General features: G+C 58.4%; 18 protein-coding genes. 15 read left to right on the top strand and 3 right to left on the bottom strand.

Features of this window, described 5'->3' with window-relative positions:
- From VCB98_RS01295 to moaB, 11 genes are all read left to right on the top strand, one after another.
- A complete protein-coding gene (locus VCB98_RS01295) occupies nucleotides 1-687 on the top strand; it encodes a cyclic nucleotide-binding domain-containing protein (protein ID WP_346049668.1) in 687 nt (228 codons plus the stop codon).
- A gap of 206 nt (nucleotides 688-893) precedes the next feature.
- Nucleotides 894-2,162 (top strand): MFS transporter, encoded by a 1,269-nt coding sequence (locus VCB98_RS01290; protein WP_346049666.1) that lies wholly within the window; start codon nucleotides 894-896, stop codon nucleotides 2,160-2,162.
- 109 nt (nucleotides 2,163-2,271) lie between these two features.
- Nucleotides 2,272-3,819 (top strand): MFS transporter, encoded by a 1,548-nt coding sequence (locus tag VCB98_RS01285; RefSeq protein ID WP_346049990.1) that lies wholly within the window; start codon nucleotides 2,272-2,274, stop codon nucleotides 3,817-3,819.
- Nucleotides 3,820-3,901: 82 nt separating this feature from the next.
- A complete protein-coding gene (locus VCB98_RS01280; protein WP_346049664.1) occupies nucleotides 3,902-7,651 on the top strand; it encodes a nitrate reductase subunit alpha in 3,750 nt (1,249 codons plus the stop codon).
- Entirely contained in the window at nucleotides 7,648-9,198 is a 1,551-nt protein-coding gene (gene narH / locus VCB98_RS01275) for a nitrate reductase subunit beta (protein WP_346049662.1), read from the top strand. The genes VCB98_RS01280 and narH overlap by 4 nt, the downstream gene beginning before the upstream one ends.
- Nucleotides 9,195-9,935 (top strand): nitrate reductase molybdenum cofactor assembly chaperone, encoded by a 741-nt coding sequence (gene narJ, locus VCB98_RS01270; protein WP_346049660.1) that lies wholly within the window; start codon nucleotides 9,195-9,197, stop codon nucleotides 9,933-9,935. Before narH ends, narJ begins: the two co-directional genes overlap by 4 nt.
- A 17-nt stretch (nucleotides 9,936-9,952) precedes the next feature.
- Entirely contained in the window at nucleotides 9,953-10,636 is a 684-nt protein-coding gene (narI, locus tag VCB98_RS01265) for a respiratory nitrate reductase subunit gamma (protein ID WP_346049658.1), read from the top strand.
- A 141-nt stretch (nucleotides 10,637-10,777) separates the two neighbouring features.
- Entirely contained in the window at nucleotides 10,778-11,593 is an 816-nt protein-coding gene (locus tag VCB98_RS01260; protein WP_346049656.1) for a peptidylprolyl isomerase, read from the top strand.
- 135 nt (nucleotides 11,594-11,728) lie between these two features.
- Nucleotides 11,729-12,169: a hypothetical protein gene (locus tag VCB98_RS01255; protein WP_346049654.1), complete on the top strand. Its 441-nt coding sequence runs from the start codon at nucleotides 11,729-11,731 to the stop codon at nucleotides 12,167-12,169.
- On the top strand, nucleotides 12,162-13,400 hold the full coding sequence (locus VCB98_RS01250; RefSeq protein WP_346049652.1) for a molybdopterin molybdotransferase MoeA: 1,239 nt from the start codon (nucleotides 12,162-12,164) through the stop codon (nucleotides 13,398-13,400). The genes VCB98_RS01255 and VCB98_RS01250 overlap by 8 nt, the downstream gene beginning before the upstream one ends.
- Nucleotides 13,401-13,530: 130 nt before the next feature.
- On the top strand, nucleotides 13,531-14,064 hold the full coding sequence (gene moaB, locus VCB98_RS01245) for a molybdenum cofactor biosynthesis protein B (RefSeq protein WP_346049650.1): 534 nt from the start codon (nucleotides 13,531-13,533) through the stop codon (nucleotides 14,062-14,064).
- A gap of 122 nt (nucleotides 14,065-14,186) precedes the next feature.
- Here moaB and VCB98_RS01240 read toward each other — a convergent pair whose 3' ends face one another.
- Nucleotides 14,187-15,068, bottom strand: coding sequence for a DMT family transporter (locus VCB98_RS01240; RefSeq protein WP_346049648.1), 882 nt, complete (start codon nucleotides 15,066-15,068; stop codon nucleotides 14,187-14,189).
- 116 nt (nucleotides 15,069-15,184) lie between these two features.
- On the opposite strand from VCB98_RS01240, the gene VCB98_RS01235 reads away from it, so the two are divergent.
- The 4 genes from VCB98_RS01235 to VCB98_RS01220 all read left to right on the top strand — a co-directional run bounded on the left by VCB98_RS01235 (nucleotide 15,185) and on the right by VCB98_RS01220 (nucleotide 20,869).
- Nucleotides 15,185-16,126, top strand: coding sequence for a LysR family transcriptional regulator (locus VCB98_RS01235; RefSeq protein ID WP_346049646.1), 942 nt, complete (start codon nucleotides 15,185-15,187; stop codon nucleotides 16,124-16,126).
- 70 nt (nucleotides 16,127-16,196) lie between these two features.
- Nucleotides 16,197-18,014, top strand: coding sequence for a zinc-dependent metalloprotease family protein (locus tag VCB98_RS01230; RefSeq protein ID WP_346049644.1), 1,818 nt, complete (start codon nucleotides 16,197-16,199; stop codon nucleotides 18,012-18,014).
- Complete coding sequence (locus VCB98_RS01225; protein ID WP_346049642.1) at nucleotides 18,004-19,197, top strand: amino acid ABC transporter substrate-binding protein; 1,194 nt, start codon at nucleotides 18,004-18,006, stop codon at nucleotides 19,195-19,197. Before VCB98_RS01230 ends, VCB98_RS01225 begins: the two co-directional genes overlap by 11 nt.
- Nucleotides 19,190-20,869 (top strand): alpha/beta hydrolase, encoded by a 1,680-nt coding sequence (locus VCB98_RS01220; protein WP_346049640.1) that lies wholly within the window; start codon nucleotides 19,190-19,192, stop codon nucleotides 20,867-20,869. The genes VCB98_RS01225 and VCB98_RS01220 overlap by 8 nt, the downstream gene beginning before the upstream one ends.
- A 190-nt stretch (nucleotides 20,870-21,059) precedes the next feature.
- Here the strand turns inward: VCB98_RS01220 and VCB98_RS01215 are convergent, their stop codons facing one another.
- Together VCB98_RS01215 and VCB98_RS01210 are read right to left on the bottom strand one after the other, a co-directional pair.
- Entirely contained in the window at nucleotides 21,060-22,148 is a 1,089-nt protein-coding gene (locus tag VCB98_RS01215) for a tetratricopeptide repeat protein (RefSeq protein ID WP_346049638.1), read from the bottom strand.
- 112 nt (nucleotides 22,149-22,260) lie between these two features.
- The gene (locus VCB98_RS01210; RefSeq protein WP_374729182.1) at nucleotides 22,261-25,170 is read right to left on the bottom strand and encodes a diguanylate cyclase; all 2,910 of its coding nucleotides are present in this window, start codon (nucleotides 25,168-25,170) and stop codon (nucleotides 22,261-22,263) included.
- Nucleotides 25,171-25,493 lie beyond the last annotated feature (323 nt).

Genomic DNA, 25,493 nt, shown 5'->3' with positions numbered 1-25,493 from the left:
ATGCAAAAGGCGGACCTGGAGCAACTCGAGAAAAACCCTGTCCTGGGCCCCCTCCCGGAGAGCGCTCGAAACGAGCTACTGGAGGACTCGCTCGAACTGGAGCTGCCCGCCGGCACTACCCTTTTTCGACAGGGTGAGGATGCCCGCTTCCTGAGCATAGTTCTCGAAGGCCGGGTTGCTCTCGTGGGGAGTTCAGACCACAAGGATGAAACCGTCGTAGAATTCTTTCAGACCGATGACGTCTTCATCATACCCGCGGTTATCCTTGAATTGCCTTTCCTGATGTCGGCCAAGACCGTGGAGGATTCAAGAATCCTCATGATTCCGGCTAACCGCTTCAGAGAGGTGATGGAACGGGAACAGAGCCTATCCCTTGCTGTTGCTCGGGAGCTGGGCCGTCACTGGCGACTCATGATCCGCCAGGTAAAAGATCTCAAACTTCGGTCCGCTCCGCAGCGGCTGGGATCCTACCTTCTCAGCCTTGCCGACACAGACCGCAAGCACGATGAGATCGAACTGCCCGAACAGCGAGGCATGCTTGCACGGCGGCTTGGCATGACCCCGGAGAACCTTTCCCGCGCCTTTTCCCGCTTGCAAAGCAGCGGTGTCCAGTCGCGTGGTCGTCTGATTGTCCTTTCCGATATCCCCGCCCTGCGCGAATTCTGCGCCTACGACGACCTCACCTGAAACAACAATCCCCCCCTGAAAGCTTGACCTTGATCAAGATCAAGGCGGGTTCCTGCGGCCTCAACAAAACACACTCCGAAATTTGATCTAGGTTTAGTGCCTCCTTGTCGTTAATCAAACCTTGTACGTCTTTGATACAGGTCAAGGCTGCACTTGCCCGCCTTTCTTACAGTGCACTCCAGAACGATCAAAACAGGAGTCAAGACATGGCCTCGGCCCGCTTCAAGCAATACTCGGTTCTCAGTGCCAATACCATCGCCTTTACCGTCTGTTTCATGGTCTGGACCATGTTTGGCGAGATTGGCGTGCCCATCGCCGATGAGCTGGGATTGAACGAAACCCAGTTCGGGATTCTCACCGCGGTGCCCATCCTGATCGGCTCCCTGGTGCGACTCCCCCTTGGCGCCTGGACTGACAAACTCGGTGGTCGCCCGGTTTTCTTCATTCTAATGCTGGTCACCGTACCAGCCATATGGCTCGTGCAGTTCGCCACCGAATACTGGCAGCTTCTGGTCCTGGGTGCCTTCGTGGGTCTGGCCGGCGGTTCCTTTGCGGTGGGCATCAGCTATACCGCCAAATGGTTTCCCCGTCATCAGCAGGGAACGGCCATGGGCATCTTCGGCGCCGGTAATGCCGGCGCTGCGGTCACCAAATACGTAGCACCCACCGTGATTGTGGTCTTGAGCTGGCAGCATGTGGCCAATATCTATGCTGCCATCATGCTCATCACCGCTATCCTTTTCTGGTTCTTTACCTACTCCAATCCGGAGCACAAAAACAAGTCAACCCCGACCCTGCGCGAACAGATCAAGGTCCTGAACGATGCCAAAGTCTGGAAATACTGCCAGTACTACTCTGTGGTCTTCGGCGGCTATGTGGGGGTCTCCCTGTATCTCACCCGTTACTACATGATGGAATACGGCATCGGCATTCAGCTTGCCGCGCTAATCGCCACTATCTTTGTGCTCCCTTCCGGTGTCATCCGTTCCTTTGGCGGCTGGCTTTCCGACAAATTCGGTGCCCACACCGTTACCTGGTGGTGCATGTGGTCAAGCCTGATCTGCTTCTTCTTCATGTCCTACCCCTACACCGAGTACGCTATTCAAACCCGGGATGGTGAGTTCCTCGAATTCTCCTTCGGACTGCCCATATGGCTATTCACGACTCTGCTGTTCATCGTCGGTATCGCGTGGGGTTTCGGCAAGGCCTCGGTTTTCAAGTACCTCTCTGACGAGTACGACCGCAACCTTGGCCTGGTGTCCGGCATGGTAGGCCTCGCCGGCGGCATCGGCGGCTTCCTGCTCCCGATCATGTTTGGCGCCCTGATCGATCTTACCGGCGTGACCACCACCATCTGGATGCTCTGTTTCGGCTTCACCCTGGTATCGATCATTTGGATGTGGTGGACAGAGCGGCGTGAACCAATTCTTACCCGCGACCGCTATCACCAGCCCACTGTGAAAAAAGCTGACTAAACCGCCTGATCAACAGAAATCATTGCAACGAGGAGTTTGCCCTGTGAAGACGAATCGGGATATTGAAAGTTGGGACCCGGAGGACAACGCCCTCTGGGAGCGGGAAGGAATGCGCATCGCTAACCGCAACCTTTGGATTTCCATACCCAACCTGCTCCTGGCCTTCGCGGTCTGGATGATGTGGGGAATGATTGCGGTCCAGATGCTGAACCTGGGATTTCCGTTCAGTGAAACCGAGCTCTTCACCCTGGCGGCGATTGCCGGCCTGACAGGTGCAACGCTGCGTATCCCGGCCTCGTTCATGATACGAATTGCCGGGGGCCGAAATACCGTATTCTTTACCACGGCATTGATGCTGCTCCCTTGCCTGGGTGCCTGGCAGGCGCTGCAGAATCCGGATACGCCCCTGTGGGTTTTCCAGCTGCTCGCCTTCCTGTCCGGTATCGGCGGCGGCAACTTCGCCGCATCCATGAGCAACATTTCCAATTTCTTCCCTAAGCGCCAGCAAGGCCTGGCCCTGGGATTGAACGCCGGCCTGGGTAACTTTGGCGTCACCACCATGCAGATCCTCATCCCACTGGTGATGATCGCACCGGTCTTCTGGCTGCTTTCCGGGGACCCCATGATCCTGGAACGGGCCAGCGGCACCCTGATTGGTCGAATCGAAGCCGGTACGGAAACCTGGATTCAGAATGCACCGCTGGTATGGGGACTACTGATCATCCCCGCGTGCATTGTCGCTTGGTTCGGCATGAACAACCTTCGCACAGTTACCCCCAGTCCGGGTCATCCCTTGCGCGCCTTCGCTACATTGACCGGACTATATGCGGCGGGTTTTCTGACCGCGGCCATTGGCCTTTACCTCTTCCTGCCCAGACCGGTAGGCCTTGGCGTCCTCAATATGTGGCTTGCTCTACCGCTCATCATTGTGCTGACGCTGGGGCTTCTACGCATCATGCCCGGCGAAGTCATCCGCCCCGGGATCAAGCGGCAGTTTACGATCTTCAGTGACAAACACACCTGGTCAATGACGATCCTCTACATTCTTACTTTCGGGTCGTTCATTGGTTTCTCTGCTGCGCTTCCTCTTTCCATTGAGGTTATTTTCGGCTACATGAACGAAGTCCAGGCCGACGGCTCGGTGGAACGGGTCGCCAATCCGGATGGCCCCAGTGCCTTGACCTTTGCCTGGATTGGCCCGTTTATCGGCGCCCTGATTCGGCCCATCGGTGGCTGGCTATCTGACAAGGTGGGCGGCTCCATCGTGACTCAGGCGATTTCAGTCGTCATGGTCATCGCTTCAGTTGCCGTGGGTTACGTGATGATGCTCGCCTATGGATCTGAAGCACCGCATGAGTACTTCGCGACCTTCCTCATCCTGTTCCTGATCATCTTCGCTGCCTGCGGCATCGGTAACGGCTCTACATTCAGGACAATCGGCGTGGTGTTCAGTCAGGAGCTCAAGGGTCCTGTACTGGGCTGGACATCGGCGGTGGCCGCTTATGGGGCATTCATTGCACCGCGGGTAATGGGTGAACAGATTGAAGCAGGCAGCCCGGAAGTGGCCATGTATGCCTTCGCTGCATTCTACTTCGTCTGCCTTTTCATCAACTGGTGGTTCTATCTTCGGAAGAACGCCTACGTCAAGAATCCATAAAGCGGGAAATAACGATGAGTCAGTTGATACTTAAACCCAAAGTCGTGCCTGACGGGCAAATCGGCCTGCAAGGAGTCAAAGCATGAGTCATTTTCTCGACAATCTGACCTTTTTCAAAAGGGAGAAGGAAACCTTCTCCGAAGATCACGGCGTCAAGACCGACGAAAGTCGGCGCTGGGAGGACAGTTACCGTGCTCGTTGGCAGCATGACCGAATCGTACGTTCCACCCACGGGGTGAACTGCACCGGATCCTGTTCCTGGAAGATCTACGTCAAGAACGGCCTGGTCACCTGGGAGACCCAGCAGACCGATTACCCGCGTACCCGCCCGGGCCTGCCCAATCACGAGCCCCGTGGCTGCGCCCGAGGTGCCAGCTATTCCTGGTACATCTACAGTGCCAACCGGGTGAAATACCCCATGATCCGCCGCCGCCTGCTGGAACTGTGGCGGGAAGCGAAGCAGAGTCACAGTGATCCTGTGAACGCCTGGCAATCCATCGTGGAAGACCCGAAGAAGGCCGAAAGCTACAAATCCCGGCGTGGCCTCGGTGGTTTTCTAAGGGCCGAGTGGAATGAGGCCAATGAGATCATTGCGGCGGCCAATATCTACACGGCGAAGCAATTCGGACCTGACCGGATCATCGGCTTCTCGCCGATCCCGGCCATGTCCATGGTCTCCTACGCCGCCGGTACCCGCTACCTGTCGCTGATCGGCGGCACCTGCATGAGCTTCTACGACTGGTACTGCGATCTGCCGCCGGCTTCGCCCCAGACCTGGGGTGAGCAGACGGACGTGCCCGAGTCTGCCGACTGGTTCAACTCCACCTTCCTGATGATGTGGGGCTCCAATGTGCCCCAGACCCGGACGCCGGATGCTCATTACATGACCGAGGCCCGCTATCGCGGAACGAAGACAGTCACGGTGACGCCGGACTATTCCGAGGCATCCAAGTTCGGTGACATCTGGCTCAACCCGAAACAGGGCACCGACTCTGCCCTCGCCATGGCCATGGGGCATGTCATCCTCAAGGAATGGCATGTGGAGGGAAAGAGTGAATACTTCGATGACTATGTCCGCAAGTACACCGACCTGCCTGGCCTGGTGATGCTGGACGAACAGGACGGCCGGGTGGTACCGGGCCGTTATCTGCGTGCCTCGGACCTGGCCGATAACATGGGCCAGAAGAACAATCCCGAGTGGAAAACCCTGGTCCGCGATGAGAGCAGCGGCAAGATCGTGGTGCCGCGCGGCTCCATCGGCTTCCGCTGGGGCGAGGAAGATCGCCGCTGGAATCTGGAGACCCTGGATGCCGATGGCAATGAGATCCGCCCCCAGCTCAGTGAGATCGACAGCAAGGACGAAGTGGTCACGGTGGCCTTCCCCTACTTCGGGGGTGGCGGCAATGCCCACTGGTCACACACCGAGCATGATCCTGTGCAACTTCGCAATGTCCCGGCCCGCAAGGTCAAGCTGGCCGATGGTAGCGAAGTCAAAGTCGCCACGGTCTTCGACCTGATGGTAGCCAACTACGGCATCGACCGGGGCCTGGGCGGTGGCAATGTGGCCGCCAGCTATGACGACGACGTGCCTTACACCCCAGCCTGGCAGGAACGTATTACCGGGGTACCGCGAGAGAAGGTCATCGCCGTAGCCCAGCAGTTTGCCGAGAACGCCCACAAGACCAAGGGCAAGTCCATGATCATCATTGGTGCCGCCATGAACCACTGGTACCACATGGACATGAACTACCGGGGCGTGATCAAGATGTTGATGATGTGTGGCTGCATCGGCGTCTCCGGCGGTGGCTGGGCCCACTATGTGGGGCAGGAAAAACTCCGTCCCCAGCCGGGCTGGACGCCACTGGCCTTTGCCCTGGACTGGAACCGTCCGCCACGGCATATGAACTCCACCTCATTCTTCTACAACCATACAAGCCAATGGCGGCATGAGAAGCTGGAGATTGGTGAAGTCCTCTCCCCCCTGGCCAAGGAAAGCGACTTCCAGGGCCACATGATTGACTTCAACGTCCGAGCCGAGCGCATGGGCTGGCTGCCTTCCGCACCCCAACTCGGGCGGAACCCCCTGGAGATCGGGAAGGCCGCCAAGGCGGCTGGGAAGGACCCCAAGGACTATGTGGTTGAACAGCTGAAATCCGGCGAGCTGGGCTTCGCCTGTGAAGACCCGGACAACCCCGCCAACTTCCCGCGCAATATGTTCGTGTGGCGCTCCAATCTCCTGGGCTCGTCCGGCAAGGGCCATGAGTACTTCCTGAAGTACTTGCTGGGCACCGAGACCGGCCTGCAGAACAAGGACCTGGGTGACGAAACCGACAAGCACCCCCGGGAAGTCAAATGGCGGGAAGCCGCCCAGGGCAAGCTGGATCTTCTGACCACCCTGGATTTCCGCATGTCCACCACCTGCATGTATTCCGACATCGTCCTGCCAACTGCTACCTGGTACGAAAAGGACGACCTGAATACGTCGGACATGCACCCTTTCATCCACCCGCTGACCGCGGCCGTGGATCCGGCCTGGGAATCCCGCTCCGACTGGGATATCTACAAGGGCATTGCCAAGCGCTTCGCGGAACTGGTTCCCGGTCATCTGGGAACCGAGACCGATGTAGTGACCCTGCCCCTGTTGCATGACTCGCCTGCGGAGCTGGCCCAGGCCCTGGATGTGAAGGACTGGAAGAAGGGCGAATGTGAGCCCATTCCGGGCAAGACCATGCCCAACATCGTACCGGTGGAGCGGGATTACCCGGCCACCTACGAGCGCTTCACCGCGCTTGGCCCTCTGATGGAGAAAGCCGGCAATAACGGCAAGGGCATGCAATGGGATACCAGTGAGGAAGTACAAGCGCTGCGGGATCTCAATGGCATCCAGAGCAAGGGTTCCGCCAAGGGTCAGCCGAAGATCGAGACAGCGGTGGATGCCGCCGAGACGGTGCTCATGCTGGCACCCGAAACCAATGGCAAGGTGGCCATGAAGTCCTGGCAGTCTCTGTCTGAAAAAACCGGACGCAGCCATACTCATCTGGTGGAAGGTCATGCGGCCGAAAAGCTCCGCTTTAACGATCTCAAGGCTCAGCCACGCAAGATCTACACCTCCCCCATCTGGTCCGGCATTGAATCGGAGAAGGTGAGCTACAACGCCGGCTGGACCAATGTGAACGAGATGATCCCCTGGCGCACCCTCACCGGCCGTCAGCAGTTCTACCAGGACCACCTCTGGATGCGGGCCTTTGGGGAGCAACTCTGCCTTTACAAGCCGCCAGTGGATCTCAAGACAACCGATGCCATGGAAGGCAAGCGCTCCAATGGCAACAAGGAAGTGGTGCTGAACTTCATCACGCCTCACCAGAAGTGGGGCATCCACAGCACCTATACCGACAACCTGCTCATGCTGACCCTGTCGCGGGGTGGTCCCATCATCTGGATGAGCGAGACCGATGCGGCCAAGGCAGACATCAAGGACAACGACTGGATTGAAGCCTTCAACATCAACGGTGCAATTACCGCCCGGGCTGTGGTGAGTCAGCGGGTTCCGGAAGGCATGTCCATGATGTACCACGCCCAGGAGAAGATTGTGAACACCCCCGGCTCGGAAATCACCGGCATGCGAGGCGGCATTCACAACTCCGTCACCCGAGCGGTGCTCAAGCCCACCCATATGATCGGGGGCTATGCCCAGCAGAGTTATTTCTTCAATTACCACGGAACCGTCGGTGCCAACCGTGATGAATTCATCATTGTCCGCAAGATGGACAAGGTGGACTGGATGGATAACGACGATGCCGGCGACGCCATGTATCTGGAGGGTGCCAAATGAGAATTCGAGCGCAAATTGGCAAGGTACTGAATCTTGACAAGTGCATCGGCTGTCACACCTGCTCGGTGACTTGCAAGAATGTCTGGACTTCCCGCGAGGGTATGGAGTACGCCTGGTTCAATAACGTGGAAACCAAGCCTGGCATTGGTTACCCCAAGGAGTGGGAAAACCAGGACCGTTGGAATGGCGGCTGGGTACGGAAATCCAATGGCAGCATTCAGCCCAAGATCGGTGGCCGCTGGCGAATCCTGGCGAACATCTTCGCCAACCCGGACATGCCGGCCATTGACGATTACTACGAGCCCTGGGATTACGACTACGGCTTCCTCCAGAATGCGCCGGACACCAAGACCATGCCCACGGCCCGGCCGCGCTCGGCCCTGACCGGCAAGCGTATGGAGAAAATCGAGTGGGGCCCCAACTGGGAGGAGATTCTTGGCACCGAGTTCAAACACCGCGCCAAGGACTACAACTTCGAGGGTGTGCAGAAGGAGATCTACGGGCAGTTCGAAAACACCTTCATGATGTACCTGCCCCGCCTCTGCGAGCACTGCCTCAACCCCACTTGCGTGGCATCCTGCCCCTCTGGAGCTATCTATAAGCGGGAAGAAGACGGCATTGTCCTCATCGACCAGGAGAAATGCCGAGGCTGGCGGATGTGCGTCTCCGGTTGCCCCTACAAGAAGATTTACTACAACTGGAAAACAGGCAAATCCGAGAAGTGTATCTTCTGCTACCCGCGCATCGAGGTGGGTGAGCCAACCGTCTGTTCTGAAACCTGTGTGGGCCGGATTCGCTACCTGGGCGTGCTGCTCTACGACGCCGACCGCATCGAAGGGGCCGCCAGCGTGCCCAATGAGCAGGACCTCTACGAGGCTCAGCTGGATGTCTTCCTGGATCCCAATGACCCGGAAATCATCGCCGAGGCCCGCAAGCAGGGTATTCCTGAGAACTGGATTGAAGCGGCCCAACAGTCGCCGGTCTACAAGATGGCCATGGACTGGAAGGTCGCCTTCCCATTGCATCCGGAGTACCGAACCCTGCCCATGGTCTGGTATTGCCCGCCCCTGTCGCCCATTCAGTCGGCGGCAGACGCCGGCAAGATCGGCTTCAACGGTGAGATTCCGGACGTGGATGCGCTACGGATCCCGGTACGTTATCTCGCCAATATGCTAACTGCGGGTGAGGAAGAGCCCGTCGTTCTGGCCATGGAACGCATGCTGGCCATGCGCGCCTTTATGCGGGCACGCCATGTGGATGGTGTGGAAAAGCCGGAAGTGCTGGAGCGGGTCGGCCTGGACGTGGAGACCGTGGAAGACATGTACCGTTACATGGCCATTGCCGACTACGAAGATCGCTTCGTGATCCCCACCAACAAGCGGGAGAACTCTGAATCCATCTACGATGGTATCAGTGAGCGTGGCGGCTGCGGCTTTAGCTTCGGTGGTGGCTGTGATGCTGGTCACAGTGACCCGGATGTCTTCGGTGGAAAACCGCTAGCACAGCGCAAGTTCTTCCCCATCAAAGCAGACAGGGAGAAGGCATGATGCTTACGCTGAAAGTCATATCCAGGCTCATGGCCTACCCTAGCGAGGAGACCGTTCAGGCTGCTCCGGAGATGCTGAAGGCACTCCGAAAAGAGCAGGCACTGAGCCAAGAGCGGATGACGACGCTGGAGGCATTCATCCAGCGCCTACAGGAAGCCCCGCTGATGACTTTGCAGGAAGAGTATGTGGCCCTGTTTGATCGGGGCCGCCATCTTTCCCTGCATCTTTTCGAGCATGTCCACGGTGAGTCCCGTGACCGGGGACAGGCCATGGTGGAGCTGATCAATTACTACCGTGAATCCGGCCTGGAACTGGATGCCCGGGAGCTGCCGGACTATCTGCCTCTGCTGCTGGAGTTTCTCTCCACCCGTTCCAGGGAGGAAATTCAAGCCATGCTGAATGACGCCATGGCCGTGATCGTGCTGCTCGGCGCCCGGCTGAGAGAAAAGGCTTCCGACCGGGCCGTGCTATTCGAGGCTCTGGTGGAAATCGGTGGTGAACCGGCCGAAGCAAAGGCCATGCGGGAGCAGGCTGCGAAGGAAGGCCCGGATGAAACCATCACCAAGATGGATGAAATCTGGGAAGAGGAACAGGTCACCTTCATGGCCAACCACGATCCGAGTCAGTCGGGCGAGGGCTGCCCCATCTCGCAAAGCGGCAAACCGCAACAGGAGGTTCCCATCCAATGGATGGAGAAACCCGGCCAATCACCATCCAACGGCGCTGGCCGTAGCTGACTGTCGGAGGACACATCATGGAAATCTATCTGAACCAATTCTTCTTCGGCGTCTTTCCCTACATCGCTGGCGCCATCTTCATCCTGGGTTCCCTGCTCCGTTATGAGCGGGGCCAGTACACCTGGCGGGCCATGTCCAGCCAGACGCTAAACAACAGCCGAGCCTTCCGCTGGGGCAGCGTGATGTTTCATGTGGGCATCATTTTGCTCTTCTTCGGGCATCTTTTCGGGCTGCTGACACCGCCGGAGGTTTATCAGGCCATCGGCATCACCACGGCGGCCAAGCAACAGATTGCCATCTGGGCCGGTGGCATCTTCGGCATGATCTGCCTGGCCGGGATGACCATTCTGGTATGGCGGCGATTGTTCAATGAAAGGGTCCGTGCCAACAGCGCCCCGGCAGACACTTTCATCCTGGTGCTGCTCTACCTGCAGCTGCTCACCGGCCTGGCCACCATTGCCGTATCCGTGGATCACCCCGACGGCTATGTCATGGTTCAGCTCGGTTCCTGGGCACAGTCCATCGTTACCTTCCAGGCCGGCGCCTGGGAGTATGTTGTGGACGTGCACTGGATCTACAAGCTGCACATGTTCCTGGGGATGATCATGTTCACCGCCTTCCCCTTCAGTCGGCTGGTGCACATCTGGAGCTGGCCGGTGGCATACGTTCGCCGGGCATACCAGGTCGTTCGGGCTCGCTGAGCCCGAATGACCAGCGTAGGAGCGGATTTATCCGCGATTGAAGCTGGGAATGCGATTGGGAAGCCATAACGGCATCTCATCGTGGATATCGCGAATGAATTCGCTCCTACGGGATGTTGAAAAACCGGAGGTTTTTCCAAAATGACAGTACAAATGCATGACCCCCGCGCCGGTTCAGCGGATATTCGGGTGAATGGCCGGGTGATCAGCGAAGACAGCATCAATCGGGAAGTGCAGTATCATCCTGCCGCCAATCTGCGCACGGCACGGCGAAATGCCGCCACCGCACTGGTTGTCCGGGAATTGCTACTGGATGAGGCCGAGCGCCAGGGTCTGAGTGAGATCACCCCGGAGGGGGATGAAACCCGCGAGGAAGCCATGATCCGGGAGCTTCTGGATCGCAATGTGGATCGACCGGAACCCACCGAGGCGGACTGCCGCCAATGGTTTGACGCCAATCGCGACAAGCTCCGGATCCCGGATCAGCATGAGGTCTCTCATATCTTGCTGCCGGCCCCGCCGGATGATGACGAACTGCGCGACCAGGCCAGGAAGCAGTCCAAGGAACTGATCCGTCAATTGCGAGAAGAGAATGCCAGCTTCCTGACCCTGGCCCGGGAGCATTCCCGCTGCCCATCAGCGGAAGAAGGCGGGCACCTGGGCATCATTGCACGCGGCCAGACCACGCCGGAGTTCGAACGCGCCCTGTCCCGCCTGCCCGTGGGTGAAGCGGCCGAGCATGCCGTGGAGAGCCGCTATGGCTTTCACATTGTTCTCATCCATCACCGTGATGAAGGCCGCCCTCTGGATTTCGAGGAAGCCCGCCCTCAGATCGAGAGTTACCTGGTGGAGTCTGTCTACCGTCGGGGAGTCAGCCAATACATCTCGATACTGGCTGGCCAGGCAGAGATTCAAGGCATTGACCTGGACGCGGCGACCTCACCGCTGGTTCAATGAATAGCACAGTAGGAGCGGATTCATCCGCGATCGGCTTCGGGCGGGCACGGCGCCCTCTCATTGTGGGAATCGCGAATGAATTCGCTCCTACGGTGGTCCTATGAAACGCTGTACAGATTCTTTACCGGGACAAATATGAACACAACTCAGATTGCCGAAAGAACCATCCACGGCTTCGACGACATGATCGCCATCGCCGCTGCTGAGCCGCAGCCGCACAAGCTGCTGACGGTATTGCTGCGGATTGACCATGCCTACGCCCAGGGTGAGGATGGCAAGACACGTCCCATCGAGAACGAGGGTGAGCTGGTGCCAATTGCCATAAAGAGCTTCGACATCAATGAGAAGCTGGATTTTGCCAGCCTCAAGCAGGATGCCGATGCCGGGGCGCCGGGCTGGGGCCTGATGATGACAGCGGTGCTGCCCGGCCAAGGCCCCAATCCGCCTTCCGAGGAAGACGTGGACAATCATCTCAAGCGCATGGCCCAGACCATCATGTCCGGCGGCAGCCTGGAGCGCTTCCTGTTCATTGACCGGGAAGGCAATCCGGTGAGCATGGAGTCACAACATGGCTGAGCCTGTCAGCTGCGACAGCAATGCGCACAAGCTGATGAGCGTGGAGGCCGCCCGGGACCAGCTTCTGGCGGCAGTCGCGCCATTGACTGGCGAGGAAACGCTGCCCCTGGCCGACTGCCTGGGCCGAACGTTGGCGCGATCGGTAATTGCCGACAGCCCCACGCCCCCGGCGGACAACAGCGCCATGGATGGCTATGCACTTCGTGCGGCTGAATTCGAAGCCGGTGAAGGGATGCCCCTGAGTCAGCGTATTCCCGCCGGCCATGCGCCCCCCCCGCTCGAACAGGGCACAGCAGCCCGGATCTATACCGGCGCAGTGATCCCGGCAGGCGCCGATACGGTAGTCATGCAGGAACGCTGCCGGGAATCAGATGGCCGGGTATGGATCGATGGTGCGATCAAAGTCGGCGACAACATCCGCCGGGCCGGCGAGGACATTGCGGCCGGTGACGACATCCTGCCTGCCGGGCGACGCCTGCGCCCGCAGGATATTGGCGTTGCTGCTGGCTCCGGCCTGGCTGAACTGACGGTCCGCCGCTGCCCGGTGGTGGCCATCCTGTCCACCGGCGATGAACTGGTCCAGCCGGGTCAGCCCCTGGGCCCGGCCCAGATCTACAACAGCAACGAAAGCATGTTGAGCGGCCTGCTCACTGAAATGGGCTGCCAGGTCCTGCCGGCCTGGCGTGTGGCGGACACCCCCGAAGCCACACACAAGGCACTGCAGGAGGCGGCCGCCCGATCGGATCTGATCATCTCCAGCGGCGGTGTTTCCGTCGGTGACGAGGATCACGTCAAAGCCGCCGTACAGGCACTGGGTGCCCTGGATTTGTGGCGGATAGCGGTCAAACCGGGCAAACCCGTGGCCTTCGGGCATGTGAGCCATCAAGATCGCCAGGTGGCCTTTCTGGGGCTGCCCGGCAACCCGGTCTCCCTGTTCGTGACCTTTCTGCTTTTTGGCGCTCCCCTGTTGCGCCATCTGCAGGGCCGGGACAGGATCGTCCCGGCACCTGTCCCACTGCCTGCCAACTTCGAGCGCCCGAAGCCCGGCAAGCGCGAGGAATACCTCCGCGTCCGCGTCGAGGACGGCCGCCTCCAGACCTATCCCCACCAGGGCTCCGGAGTGTTGAGCTCCGCCAGCTGGGCGGATGGTTTGGCGAGGGTGCCTGCCGGGGAGACAGTGGCCTTGGGCGATGCAGTGGCGTATTACGCCTTTGAAGCGTTGAATTGCTAATCAAAGCGTCCGTAGGAGCGAATTTATTCGCGATCACAGGCAAGGAAATGCCAACGTGCCCGCTGGCAGACCATCGCAGATAGATCCGCTCCCACGGAGGCGAACCTCGGTATCTTGCTAAGGAAAACCCATGTCACGTAAAGGTTGCGCCGACAAACCCTTCCGCCCCATCCGCATTGCGGTGCTGACGGTGTCCGATTCCCGTACCCGGGAAAATGACACCTCCGGTGATACCTTGCAGGAGCGGCTGGAAACCGCCGGGCATGAGCTGGCCGAGCGGATGATCGTGAAGGACGACATCTTCCAGTTGCGGGCCGTGGTCTCGCGCTGGATTGCCGATGAGGCGGTGGATTGCGTGCTGATCACCGGCGGCACGGGAATCACCGGGCGGGACAACACCCCCGAGGCCATCCGTCCCCTGCTGATACGGGACATTCCGGGCTTCGGCGAGCTTTTCCGCCACTACAGTCTTGAGGAGATCGGCACCTCTACCGTCCAGTCCCGGGCCTTCGCCGGCACGGCCAACGCCACTCTCGTCTTCGCCCTACCCGGCTCCACGGGGGCCTGCCGCACCGCCTGGGACCGGATTCTGGGCGACCAGCTCGACAGTCGAACCGGGCCGTGCAATTTTATTTCCCTGATTCCTCGCCTGAATGAGGTGTAATGAACCCCATTGCGTGGTGCGGAATTCCGGCCTTTGATCGCGGATGAATCCGCTCCTACGGTGCCTATGGTGCACGCCTATGCCATCGCAGGAGCGGATTAATCCACGATTCCCCTCTCAGTCTAAGACCCGGCTTCACAGGTCTGTCGGGCGATCCTAAGGCGACGTTTTTCCTCCAGGCTCTGCAACAGCAGGGGAATGACAATCATGGCCGAGCCAAGGTAGAACCAGACGTCCGGGACCTCGGCGAACCATAGCCAGCCCACAACCATGGCCCAGATCAAGCCGGTGTATTCGGCACTGGTGACCTGGTTGGCGGCGCAGTGGCGATAAGCCAGCAGAATGGTGATGTTGTAGCCGAGAATGAAGAAGGACGAGGCAAAGGCCGTGCCCAGCAGGGAGGGGTCAAAGGGCGCCCCTTCCAGCACGGCGAGCAGGATGGCCGCCGGCAGGACATAGGCATGGGTCAGCATCAGGGTATGCACCATGCTCTGCCCCCGGGGCAGCTTTCTCACCAGCAGGGCATTGATGGCCAGGGCAATGGCCAGACCCAGGGCACTCAGACTTTCCCAGCTCAGGTCCACCGGGCGCAGAATCACCACAATCCCGAGAAACCCGCTGATAACCGCCACCAGGCTCAGGCCTGTCAGGCGCTCACCAAAGAACCAGACCCCAAAGACCATCACCAGCACGGGGGCGGCGTAGAAGATGGCATTGGCGGTGGCCAGGGGCAGACTGTTCAGGGCCACGATCATGCACAGCACCCCGGCCAGCCCCACATGGGCGCGGATCAGGTGGATACGGCTGCCCTCGAACAGGCGGCGACGGTCAATCATGGCCAGAAAGGGCAGCAGCATGACCAGGGTGGCGATCACGCGCAGCAGCACGAACTGGAAGATGGCCACATCGCCACCCTGCCATTTGATGATGCTATCCGAGATGATGGCCAGGAAGTTGCCGATCACCAGAAGCAAAATTGCGCTGTTTACGGTGCGTCCGGACATGTCACGCCCTCGCTAGGGGATTCGCTGAAATTGAGGGCTCATTCTAGCCAGGCCCACCCATGATGTATAATGACCTTTATTGACCCTCTATTAGTTTTTCTCATAGGTCGATTATTGTGGAACTGCCACCCCTGAAGACACTCCCTGTATTCGAAGCCGTGGCACGCCTTCGCAGCTTTTCCCTGGCCGCCCAGGAACTTCATGTGAGCCAAAGCGCGGTAAGCCACCAGATCCGGCAACTTGAGGGCTTTCTCGGCGAAACCCTTTTCCACCGGGCTGGCCGACAGATCCGGCTCACGGACGAAGGGGCACAGTACTATGAGCAGATCGGCTCCGCCCTGGGCCAGATCCGCCGTGCCACGCAGCAATTGCAGGGTCAGCAGGACAGTCAGATTCGGCTAGCCGCTTACAGTTCCTTTGCCGTGAGCTGGCTGATTCCCCGAATGGAGGAACTACAGCGTCAGCACCCTCAACTGGATCTCGACCTTGAAATGCTCAGTGATTTGCCCAGAATGTCGGACCGGGTGGGCGACTGCTTCATCGCAATCAACCCTAAGCAACGCGGCTACAGCTCCGAGCTGCTCTATTCGGAGAAGATGTTCCCTGTCTGCAGCCGCCGTTACTGGCAGCAAATCTGCCGGGACCTGCAAGAACAAGGCCTGATCACTGAACCCGAACCGGAGCAGCTTCAGCCCGGGCATTTGAAGCAATACACCCTGCTCTCCGCGACCAGCATCTTCGAGAAAAAGAATGAAGACTGGCGTCGCTGGCTGGCCCGTGCCTCACTGACCATTTCGCCCGCCACCAGAATCCAGCATTTCAGTCATATGCTGCTGGCCCACGAAGCCGCCCGGCACCACCAGGGCATCGCCCTTAGTAACGATTATATGTTTGATTCAGGGGATGCCGAGCTGGTTCGGCTGCCCTGTCACATACTGGACACTGGCGACGAATTTCATTTCGCCTACAAGACCAGCCGCCGTCACGAACCCGCCATTCGCCTGCTCAAGCAATGGCTGATCACTCAGGCCGTCCAATCCGGCCTCCGCAGCCCCTAGGGAGCCTGCTTGCACACCCAATTCGCCCATGAAACACTGAATCTTCCAACAAGACTATGGGGGAGAGATAATGCGTCATTGCTGCCTGGGCCTGGTGGCTCTGATTCTGTCCGTCAGCAGCGGCACGGCCGTCGCGCTATCGGAGAAACAACGACCTGTTTTCCTGCAGGTGGACCAGAGCCAACCCCGAATGAGTGAAGCCCGCTCACCATCAGACAGTAAAGAGCGCCAACCCCTGATTGCCGATCTCGAGGCAATCAGCCAATACGAGCACCTGACCTTCCTGGACGCCAAGGGCCATGCCCTCGAGCTCCGCCAGACAGAAATCCAACAGCGCGGGCCCGGATCCTACGCCTGGCATGGTCAGGTACATGACTCTGACCAGCGCATCGGCTCAGCAACCTTCACAATCCGCCAGGAGCGGGTTCATGGCCTGATCAGCCTCCGGGAGGGGCGATACCGGGTCAGCACCGATGGTGAAAAACGCGTCTGGCTTGATCGGATTGACCCGGACGCCGCCCCGGCGCAACACCCGAAACACCTGGAGCAACTATTAACTGGATCGACCGAGCCCTCCCCTCAGGCTCGATCACAGACGGCCGGAGCAACGGCGAAAACCGCCGTGGTGGATGTACTTGCCTTTTACACCGACGACACCATCGCTGAGCATGAAGATGAAGCCGGACTGCGGCTTTTTCTGACCAATGCACTGGACATGGCCAATACGGCGCTAGTGGATAGTGAAGTGGATCACCGCTTTCGCCTCGTTGGCTTGATTCATTGGTCCTACCAGGAAGATCCCGAGGGCATGTTCCAGGCTTTGAACAGTTTCCGGAATGATAGCCAGGTCGAACAACTGCTGGATCTATACGCCGCAGATCTTGGTGCCGGCTCCGGGGTATTCGAAGACTTCTGTGGCGTTGCCTATCTGCTTACCGAGTACACTCGCAGCTTTAAAAACGGCTTATCCATTAACAATGTGAATAATGCCTATCCCTGCCAGGAAATACAGGTTCTGGCGCATGAGATGGGGCATAACCTGGGCCTGGCTCATGACCCGGACAACGCGGGTGACCCGGAAAGTCTCATTGAACCTTTTGCCTATGGCCACGTGGAAGTTGATGAGTTCAGCTCGGTCATGGCCTATCACCCCGGCTGCGGCGGCGGCGTCTACGACAACTGCTTTGGTGTCGACTTCTTCTCCAACCCGGATATCATCGATCCCGATTCCGGCCTGGCAGTCGGGATTGAGGGGGAAAGAGACAACGCAGAGGTCCTTCGTCGAAGTATGTCCTATGCCACTGATTGGCGTCAGCCACCGGCTTCCCTGGCCGACGCACTGGGCGTTTCCGGGCACGTTAGCACGGAAGGTGACGGACTATGGACGGCCCAGAACCAGGTGGCACTGAATTCCCATCCGAGCGTTATCAGTGGTCCAGTCTATGCCGAAGAAGAATCCTGGCTTCGCTGGGAACCTGATGCCGAGGGTATCGATTCGCTGGCGTTTTCCCTTCGTGGTACCCCTAACACACAGGGCAAGCTAAGAATCATGGCAGATGAGGAAGAGCTTCTGAGCCTGGAGGAATTCCCCGAAGAATGGGTCCGCCATGAGCTGGACATCCCGAAAGACGTGTCTCGGATTAGCTGGGTCTGGCAATCGCAGGAACGCCCCAGCACCGGCGGCAGTCTGTCCGCGGTTTACCTCGGCGACGTGAACCGCGAATCCTCACCGCCCATCAGTGGCGGTTCCGGGGGCTGCAGCCTCAATCCCAATGGCTCCCTGGATCCCACCTGGCTGCTTTTTCTCTTTGGCCTGCTACTCATGGCGTTTCGCAGAGCCTGGACACCGCGATATTCCTTGAACCTGGAGAAGCCGTATGTACCGTAGTATCCGCAGATCACTGGGCCTCACACTGGGCCTCGGCATCATCCTCCTCCCTGCCATGGGATGCACGGACCGCCCCGATACGCTCCGTATTGGCGCCACCATGTCGGAGAGTGGCGCATATGCGACCCAGGGCACCGCGGCCAGAAACGGTTATCTTCTCTGCCAGGAACATCTCAATGAAGCTGGCGGTATTCTGAACCGTCCTGTCGAGTTCACCATCCTGGACGACCGCTCTGATCCGGAACTGGCACCAGAACTGTACGAGAAACTAATTAGCAAGCATGAAGTAGATGCCGTCATGGGGCCATACGGCTCCACCTTGACCGAGGCCGTGGCACCGGTCACCGAAGCCCATGAAATGATCCATATCTCCCCACTGGCGGCAACGACCTCCATATGGGAACAGGGACGGGAGTATCTGTTCATGGTTCTGCCTCCGGCCGAGCTTTTCCTTGCCGGCGTCATGCATCTGGCCGCCGAGCGAGATCTGAACAGGATCGCGGTGGTCAAGGAGGATCAATTATTCCCCCGTGCTGCTGGAGCCGGCGCACAGCAAACAGCAGAGGACCTGGGCCTGGAGGTGGTATTCCACACCGCCTACGAGAGTGGCACGGAAGACTTCTCCTCCATTCTCCGTCAGATCCGCGATGGAGATGTTGAAGTGCTTGCCATGGCTGCTTCCAACCTGGATGACTTCATCCGGATGACTGAGCAGCTCCGGGATTCCAGCATTGATTTGAAGATGTTTGGCAGTTCCGGCGCAGTAGAGGAGTATATCGAGACTTTAGGTGAGGATGGTGAATACACCTACGGTCTTTCCGCCTGGGAACCGACACTCGATCGGCCGGGTATCGAAACCTTCGTGGCTGATTATCAGGAGCGTTTTGATCGGGCACCCAGTTTTCATGCCGCTGGAGCCTATGGCAGTTGCCGGCTGTTTGCCAAGGCAGCTAAGGAGGCAGGCAGCATTGAGTCGGGAGCGCTGCGTACGGCCCTTCTGGACATGAGAACGACGACCTTGTTTGGCCCCTTCGAAGTTGACAGTCGTGGTTACCAGATTGCCAATCAGGGTATCCTGATCCAATGGCAGGATGGCGAAAAAGCCGTCGTGTGGCCAGAAGAACAAGCGACAGCGGAACCCCGATTCCCCACACCACCGTGGGACGAGCGCGGCAGTGACTAAGCACAAGCTACTCAAGAAAGCCCGACGGCACGCCGGTGAGGTAATTGCTTTTCTGCGCGAGCATTTTTCCATTGTCGGCTTGCTGCTTGGTGCTATCTTCTTCGCTTTCTCGCTGACACCCTCTTTGTTGCCAAGAAGCGAGATGGTGCAAGGGCTTATTTCCGGCCTGTCCCTGGCTGCGGGATACGGACTGGGGGTGATGGGGACATGGCTTTGGGCCATTCTGGGCATCCCTTCACCACCGCGAAGGATCTTCTACGGAATCAAATCGTTTATCGCAGTCGTGTCCGGCCTGCTTATTGTGGTCTTCCTCTGGCGTGCGGATACCTGGCAGAACAATATTCGAGAACTCATGGGGATGGACCCTACGTCAGGCATTCGCTCTTTGGTAGTCGCTATCGTTGCCGTTCTCATCTTCTTTCTATGCCTTGCCCTGGCCCGTCTTTTCCGCAAGACCTTCCGCTATCTTGCTACCCAGCTGGAACGCATCGTACCGCCTCGGGTTTCCCATATCCTGGGACTCGCCACGGCCTTCCTGCTGTTCTGGGCGATCATCGACGGCATCCTGTTCTCACTGGCACTTCGAAGCGCCGACACGACCCATCGACAGCTGGACGCGCTGATGGAACCGGAGATAGAAGCACCCGACAATCCTTATCGTGCCGGTGGCCCCGACTCGCTCCTGGCCTGGGAGGACATGGGGCGACAGGGTCGTCGTTTCCTGGCAGGTGGGCCCACAAGGGAAGACTTTCAGGCCTTCGCGGAACAGGAAAGCAACGAAGTAATCCGGGTATACGTAGGCCTCAATGCCGCCGAAACGCCGGAGGAACGGGCCGGCCTGGCGCTCGCAGAACTCAAGCGACTGGGTGCATTTGAACGCTCCATGCTCGTTCTGATTACCCCGACAGGCACCGGCTGGGTGGATCCGGCCGGCATTAACCCCATAGAACATCTCAAGCGAGGGGATATTGCCAGCGTGGCGGCCCAGTATTCCTATCTGCCAAGCCCCGTGTCGCTCATGGCCGAGGGAGCCTATGGAATGGAGAGCGCCCGTGCCCTGTTCCAGGCCGTCTATGGCCATTGGAGCAATCTTCCGAGAGATGACCGGCCGGCTTTGTACCTCTTTGGCCTGAGCCTGGGCGCGCTCAACTCGGACCGTTCCTTTGATTTCTATGACATCATCGAAGATCCCTTCGATGGCGCCCTATGGAGTGGCCCTCCCTTCCGCAGCCCGACCTGGCAGGATGCCACGGAGCGACGCAACCCCGGATCCCCCGCCTGGCTGCCGAGATTCAGAGATGACTCGGTTATTCGCTTCGCCAACCAGCACGGGGGGCTCAGGAAGGGCGCCACAGACTGGGGCGATTTCCGTATCGCCTTCCTGCAATATGCCAGCGACCCCATTACCTTCTTCTCCCCCCAAAGCCTCTACAGCGAACCCGATTGGCTAAAGTCACCCCGGGGGCCGGATGTGAGCAAGGACCTCCGCTGGTTTCCGGTGGTGACCATGCTCCAACTGGCCGCTGACATGACTGCCGGCACGGCGCCCCCCGGCTATGGGCATACCATTGCTGCCGAGCACTATTTTGATGCCTGGCTAGCCCTTGTGGAGCCCAGGGGATGGACTGAGTCGGACCTCGAGATCCTGCGGGAGAAGTTCAGCCCCCACTGAGAATGAACTTACCGCCTGCTTGGGGGCTAGACGTGTATAAAGAATGGGACATATCGTACAAGGTGATAGCGCTCTCAATAACTGCTATGAGGCGTGACATGGCAAGGACGTTCTGCCAGTCCGGGATTTCATCCTGCCGATTTTAACCGTCCTTTCTTGTTCGGCGCTTCCCGACAACGCCCCAGCAAGTTCAAGGCCGGCTCTGCTCCCGTGCCGAGTCACCGATGTTTCCCTTGAGCGCCTCCATCTTGCCGGTATACCGGCGCTCGGTTGCCGGTCGCCCGGCCAGCTCCACCGCCCTGGAAAGCGCCTGAATGCTTCGCTCCGGCTCACCCAAGGCCTCGTAGACCATGGCTTTTCGCCACCAGGCTTCGTGCAGATACGGCGCCTGCTCCAGGCTCATGCGGAACCATCGCAGGGCCTGCCGGTAGTCCCCAGCCACCCTGGCGCTTTCACCCAGCTCGACCCAGTGGAAAGGGTTGGGATCCTCCATTTCCTCCAACCGCGCCTCCAAGCGCTCCGCCTCATCGTATCGTTCCTGCCGGACCAGGAGATTTCGATAATTGGTCAACACGCTTGGGCTGAGCCCGTGAACATTGATGATGTAGTCGTAATAATGCTCTGCCGAGACAACATCACCCCGCCTGGAATGAAGTATGCCCATTAGATTCAGGACATCCGGCTGATTCGGCTCAAACTCCAGGGCTCGATTGGCCAATGAAAATGCGCGATCAATCTCTTCTTTCAATAACGCGTCCACCGCCAGATTCCGGTAGTAGAAAGCGACAAACTCATCCCGAGACAAAGATCGGCTATTAACGCCGGTACGGAATGGAAAATAATCGATGATCACACTCGGGCGCTGGAGAACGACCACCCGCTCAGTGGCCCGATATTCCGGGTCCAGGATGCGGGTCCGTACATGATGGATGCTCAACAGGACGTGCTCGGTTCGGTCAAAGGCCGGCATGGTATCCAGAATCTCGATTTCATACTCAAGCCCGACGAGATCCGAAATGGCAATACTGATAGCAGCGACTGCCATGCAGTTCATCTCTCCCCGTTCGAGGGCATCACTTGCCGAGAGAGGGGAATCCACGTAGTCGAGGCGAAAGACGCGCGACTCGAGATAGTCCCGAATCCTGTAATGAGTGGGAACCCGGTCACCACGACGATGAAACACTTCAAGAAAGCGCTCTTCCTGTGACTTGGTCAGCCGAAATATCTGGTCAACGGGCTTCAGATCACCGACTGGTTCAAAGAGAGCGTGATTAGGCAATGGTGCCTGAGGCACAGACCCTGATTCATCTGAAGGAATCTCAGAGGCGGGGCGGGAAGCACAAGAAGCCGTCAGCAGGACCATGACAAAACTCAAGCAAATACCCGCTACGCTACTTCGAATCACGCTTCGCAATGACAGCTGATACATCTTCAAAAGAAGCCTCCAACTCCACCTGAGATTCCCCAACGAGCCCGGAAAGGTCGTGCTTGAGTCGCCAAATAAATTCAGCGGGATCACTCACGTCAGACTTATCGGTCCCATGAATTGCAACCCAGCCATCACGGCCAAGCCATTTTGCGAGATAGACTGCCACATCGGCGATATCCACGATCTGCTCCCAACTGAGCACATCGGGCTCTCCCGGCAGGAAGGGCAGATGTGACACGCCAATGGAGCAGGAACAGCTCAGATCGCGTCCCTCTCCTTCTATTTGACAACGGTGATTACTGGCCCTTTCGCGTATTCTCTCAACCATCACCCGACAGCGGGCGGCCTCGGTCTGACGGGCAACAATAAGAAATTCCTCGCCACCCCAGCGTACAACATAGTCAGAATCCCTGAGTTCATCATCAATGATTTCGGCATAGGCTTTCAGGATCTGATCACCCGCCTTATGGCCACAACAATCATTGATTTCCTTGAAATGGTCCAGGTCCACCATCATGAAGACAATATCCCGGTTTGGGTGTTCAGCATTCCCGGCATAGGCTCGACGGGTCTGAGCAACATCGGTCCCAATCTGATTATGGAGATATCGTCTATTTTTCAGACCGGTAAGAGGATCAGTGATGGCGGCGGCGGCCAATTGTGAATTTGCCGCTTCCAGGTCTCGCGTGCGATCCCTGACCAGCGTCTCCAATTCACGCCGCCTGACATCCAGCTGACGCCATCGCAATGAAACACCCGCCCAGAAGAGCCCAATTGTCGCAGGCGCTACTGCCAGCCAGAACCAGAGAGTCGCCCAAATGGGTGGCTTGACCTTGAAGGGGAAGCTGGCGGCTTCCTCGCTCCAGACGCCATGCGCATTGCTGGCCGTGACTTCAAAAACATAATCACCGCCCCCCAGATTGCCGTAGGTGACCGGCCTGTGGCTCTCCAGTTCATTCCATTGCTCTGACACTCCCTTGAGCCGATACCGGTAACGCACGGCATCTTCCGCCTGAAAGCTCAGGCCGGCAAAATGAAAATCCAGGCTACCCGCCCCATGGGGAATCTCACTGCCTGCCTCAATTCTCTCCCCTTCCAGCTCCACTGATTCGACTCTCGGGAGTGGTGCTGCGACATTCAAGTGATCATGCATCGGGTCGTACTGGACCAAACCATCGGCGGATCCAAACCAGATATGCCCTGTATGGCATTCGACAGCTGTTGTGGCCCCGCCTTCCAAATGCAACAGCCCATCTTCCAAACCGAAATTCCGGAAATTTCCATCCGAATCCAATCGGGACAAACCACGATTGGTATAAACCCAAACCTGGCCCTGCCGATCCCGAATCACCTGCCAGCCGAAATTATCGACAAGGCCGTCTTCTACGCTGTAGCGATTAATGTTGCCATCACCTGTCACATGAAAAAGACCATCCCCATTGCTAGCCAGCCACATGCCACCACTTTCATCAGGCGCCATGTCCCAAATGGTCTCGCCGGTGAGGCCATTGCCAGCATTGTACTGAGTCAGCGTGTCGCTCTCGCCGCCCGAATCGTCATAGACGTAGGCCCCCTCATCCACAGTCGCAATCCATAAACGTCCATGAGCATCTTCCTTGAAACGAATTGGATAGCTTACCTCCTCCAGGTGCGTTGGCGGGGGAAGTATCTCTCCGCCATCAAATCGAACGATCCCCTCGCGAGTGCCAATCCATGCCCGGTCTAGACTATCCACAAAAACGGAAAGTGTCCGATTACCTGGGAGACCATCCTGGTCGAAATAGCGCGCAATGATGCCTTCCCCCTCTCGCCAATGGTTGAGGCCGTTTACCGTGGCGATGAGTGCCTCCCCTGGAGCAGGAAAATCAATGGAAAATATTCTGGGGTCACTCAGGCCATCCTCTGAGAGAATCAACAGGCTGCGCTGAAAATCCCAACCCTCGTCGGTCTTTGGCACGACTTGAACGCCCTGCCTCGTGCCCAGCCACAGCCGGTGTCGTTCATCTTCAGCAATGGCCCGGACAAAGTCATGATGCATGCCATTGGAGCTGTCATAACCCCTGAACGGGCCCGGCACGAGTTTACTCAAGCCATAATCATGGCCCATCCAGGCGAGTCCCTCCCGGTCCACGAAGAGAGAGTGGACATTATTGTCGGCGAGACCACTTTCAGTGGTGATCTGCCTGATGCCATTGGAGGCTAGCTGATAGACGCCATAACCACTGGCGACCCAGAGATCGTCATCCTGGCCCAGGGCCAGGGATACGATGTCCACAGCACCGGATTTCCCGGATGGCAGGGGGGATACAAAAATACTGCCCTGGTAGTAGACAAATAGTCCTGCAGTCGTGCCAAGCCAGACCTTTCCATCCCGGGCCAGCATGGTGGCGACCGTCAGCTCGGCTCCCCCTTCAGGAATGGAAAACCCGTCATCTTGTGGAGGCTTCTGCGCAATCCCCTCCACCGTCCCGGCCACCACCGTGCCATCCGACAGAGTGACCACGCTTTGAACGGAACTGACAGGAAGCCCGTCCTTGTCCGTATACTGCTGATACAGCTCCCCTTGCACGCGGAACAATCCCCGATTGGAGGCTACCCAAAGCCTCTCCGGATCCAAATGCAAGTCATAGACATATGCCTCGTCAAGACCCGGCACATCAAGACAGGAAAAGCGCGCTTCGCCCGCTGACTTTTTGCACACGCCGGCACCAGTGGCCACCCAGATAGTCCCATCGGGATCGCTGGCAATGGCCTCCACTGCATTGGCGCCCAGCCCGCTGGCAGTCGTGAAAGTCTCAAACTGAACCCCGTTGTAGCGACTGACGCCGCCATAGGTACCGAACCATAGATACCCCCGGTAGTCCTGGTGAATACTCAGGACCTGGGTCTGGGGCAGACCATCCTGGACATCGTAGTGGTGAAAATTGAGCAGGCCCGCCTGGGCCGAAAAACTCAGAAGAAGAAGAACTGACACGAGCCAAAATCGTCGCGACGCAATCGATAATCTCGACAACTGCCCCATTCACTCCCCCCAAAAATCCCGCCTGCGCTCTGCGGCCCCCGAGTTGCCCTGCCGTGCCCGGCAACGAGGCATACCCTGGGCGCCTTCTCCAAAGCATAGCAGCATAATCTCCTGATTCCGACGCCGCCTTGCGCGGCAGCGAAACACCTGGAATCAGCCTGATAGGCCGCTGA

Origin of the sequence: Natronospira elongata, assembly GCF_034931365.1 — a bacterium.
GTDB lineage: Bacteria > Pseudomonadota > Gammaproteobacteria > Natronospirales > Natronospiraceae > Natronospira > Natronospira elongata.
This window is presented reverse-complemented; position numbering and strand designations above follow the sequence as displayed.

What these genes read in the sequence shown, in the direction of transcription:
- VCB98_RS01295 (WP_346049668.1), top strand. Translation starts at nt 1, where the DNA reads ATGCAAAAGGCGGACCTGGAGCAACTCGAGAAAAACCCTGTCCTGGGC.
- VCB98_RS01290 (WP_346049666.1), top strand. Translation starts at nt 894, where the DNA reads ATGGCCTCGGCCCGCTTCAAGCAATACTCGGTTCTCAGTGCCAATACC.
- VCB98_RS01285 (WP_346049990.1), top strand. Translation starts at nt 2,272, where the DNA reads ATGCGCATCGCTAACCGCAACCTTTGGATTTCCATACCCAACCTGCTC.
- VCB98_RS01280 (WP_346049664.1), top strand. Translation starts at nt 3,902, where the DNA reads ATGAGTCATTTTCTCGACAATCTGACCTTTTTCAAAAGGGAGAAGGAA.
- narH (WP_346049662.1), top strand. Translation starts at nt 7,648, where the DNA reads ATGAGAATTCGAGCGCAAATTGGCAAGGTACTGAATCTTGACAAGTGC.
- narJ (WP_346049660.1), top strand. Translation starts at nt 9,195, where the DNA reads ATGATGCTTACGCTGAAAGTCATATCCAGGCTCATGGCCTACCCTAGC.
- narI (WP_346049658.1), top strand. Translation starts at nt 9,953, where the DNA reads ATGGAAATCTATCTGAACCAATTCTTCTTCGGCGTCTTTCCCTACATC.
- VCB98_RS01260 (WP_346049656.1), top strand. Translation starts at nt 10,778, where the DNA reads ATGACAGTACAAATGCATGACCCCCGCGCCGGTTCAGCGGATATTCGG.
- VCB98_RS01255 (WP_346049654.1), top strand. Translation starts at nt 11,729, where the DNA reads ATGAACACAACTCAGATTGCCGAAAGAACCATCCACGGCTTCGACGAC.
- VCB98_RS01250 (WP_346049652.1), top strand. Translation starts at nt 12,162, where the DNA reads ATGGCTGAGCCTGTCAGCTGCGACAGCAATGCGCACAAGCTGATGAGC.
- moaB (WP_346049650.1), top strand. Translation starts at nt 13,531, where the DNA reads ATGTCACGTAAAGGTTGCGCCGACAAACCCTTCCGCCCCATCCGCATT.
- VCB98_RS01240 (WP_346049648.1), bottom strand. Translation starts at nt 15,068, where the DNA reads ATGTCCGGACGCACCGTAAACAGCGCAATTTTGCTTCTGGTGATCGGC.
- VCB98_RS01230 (WP_346049644.1), top strand. Translation starts at nt 16,197, where the DNA reads ATGCGTCATTGCTGCCTGGGCCTGGTGGCTCTGATTCTGTCCGTCAGC.
- VCB98_RS01225 (WP_346049642.1), top strand. Translation starts at nt 18,004, where the DNA reads ATGTACCGTAGTATCCGCAGATCACTGGGCCTCACACTGGGCCTCGGC.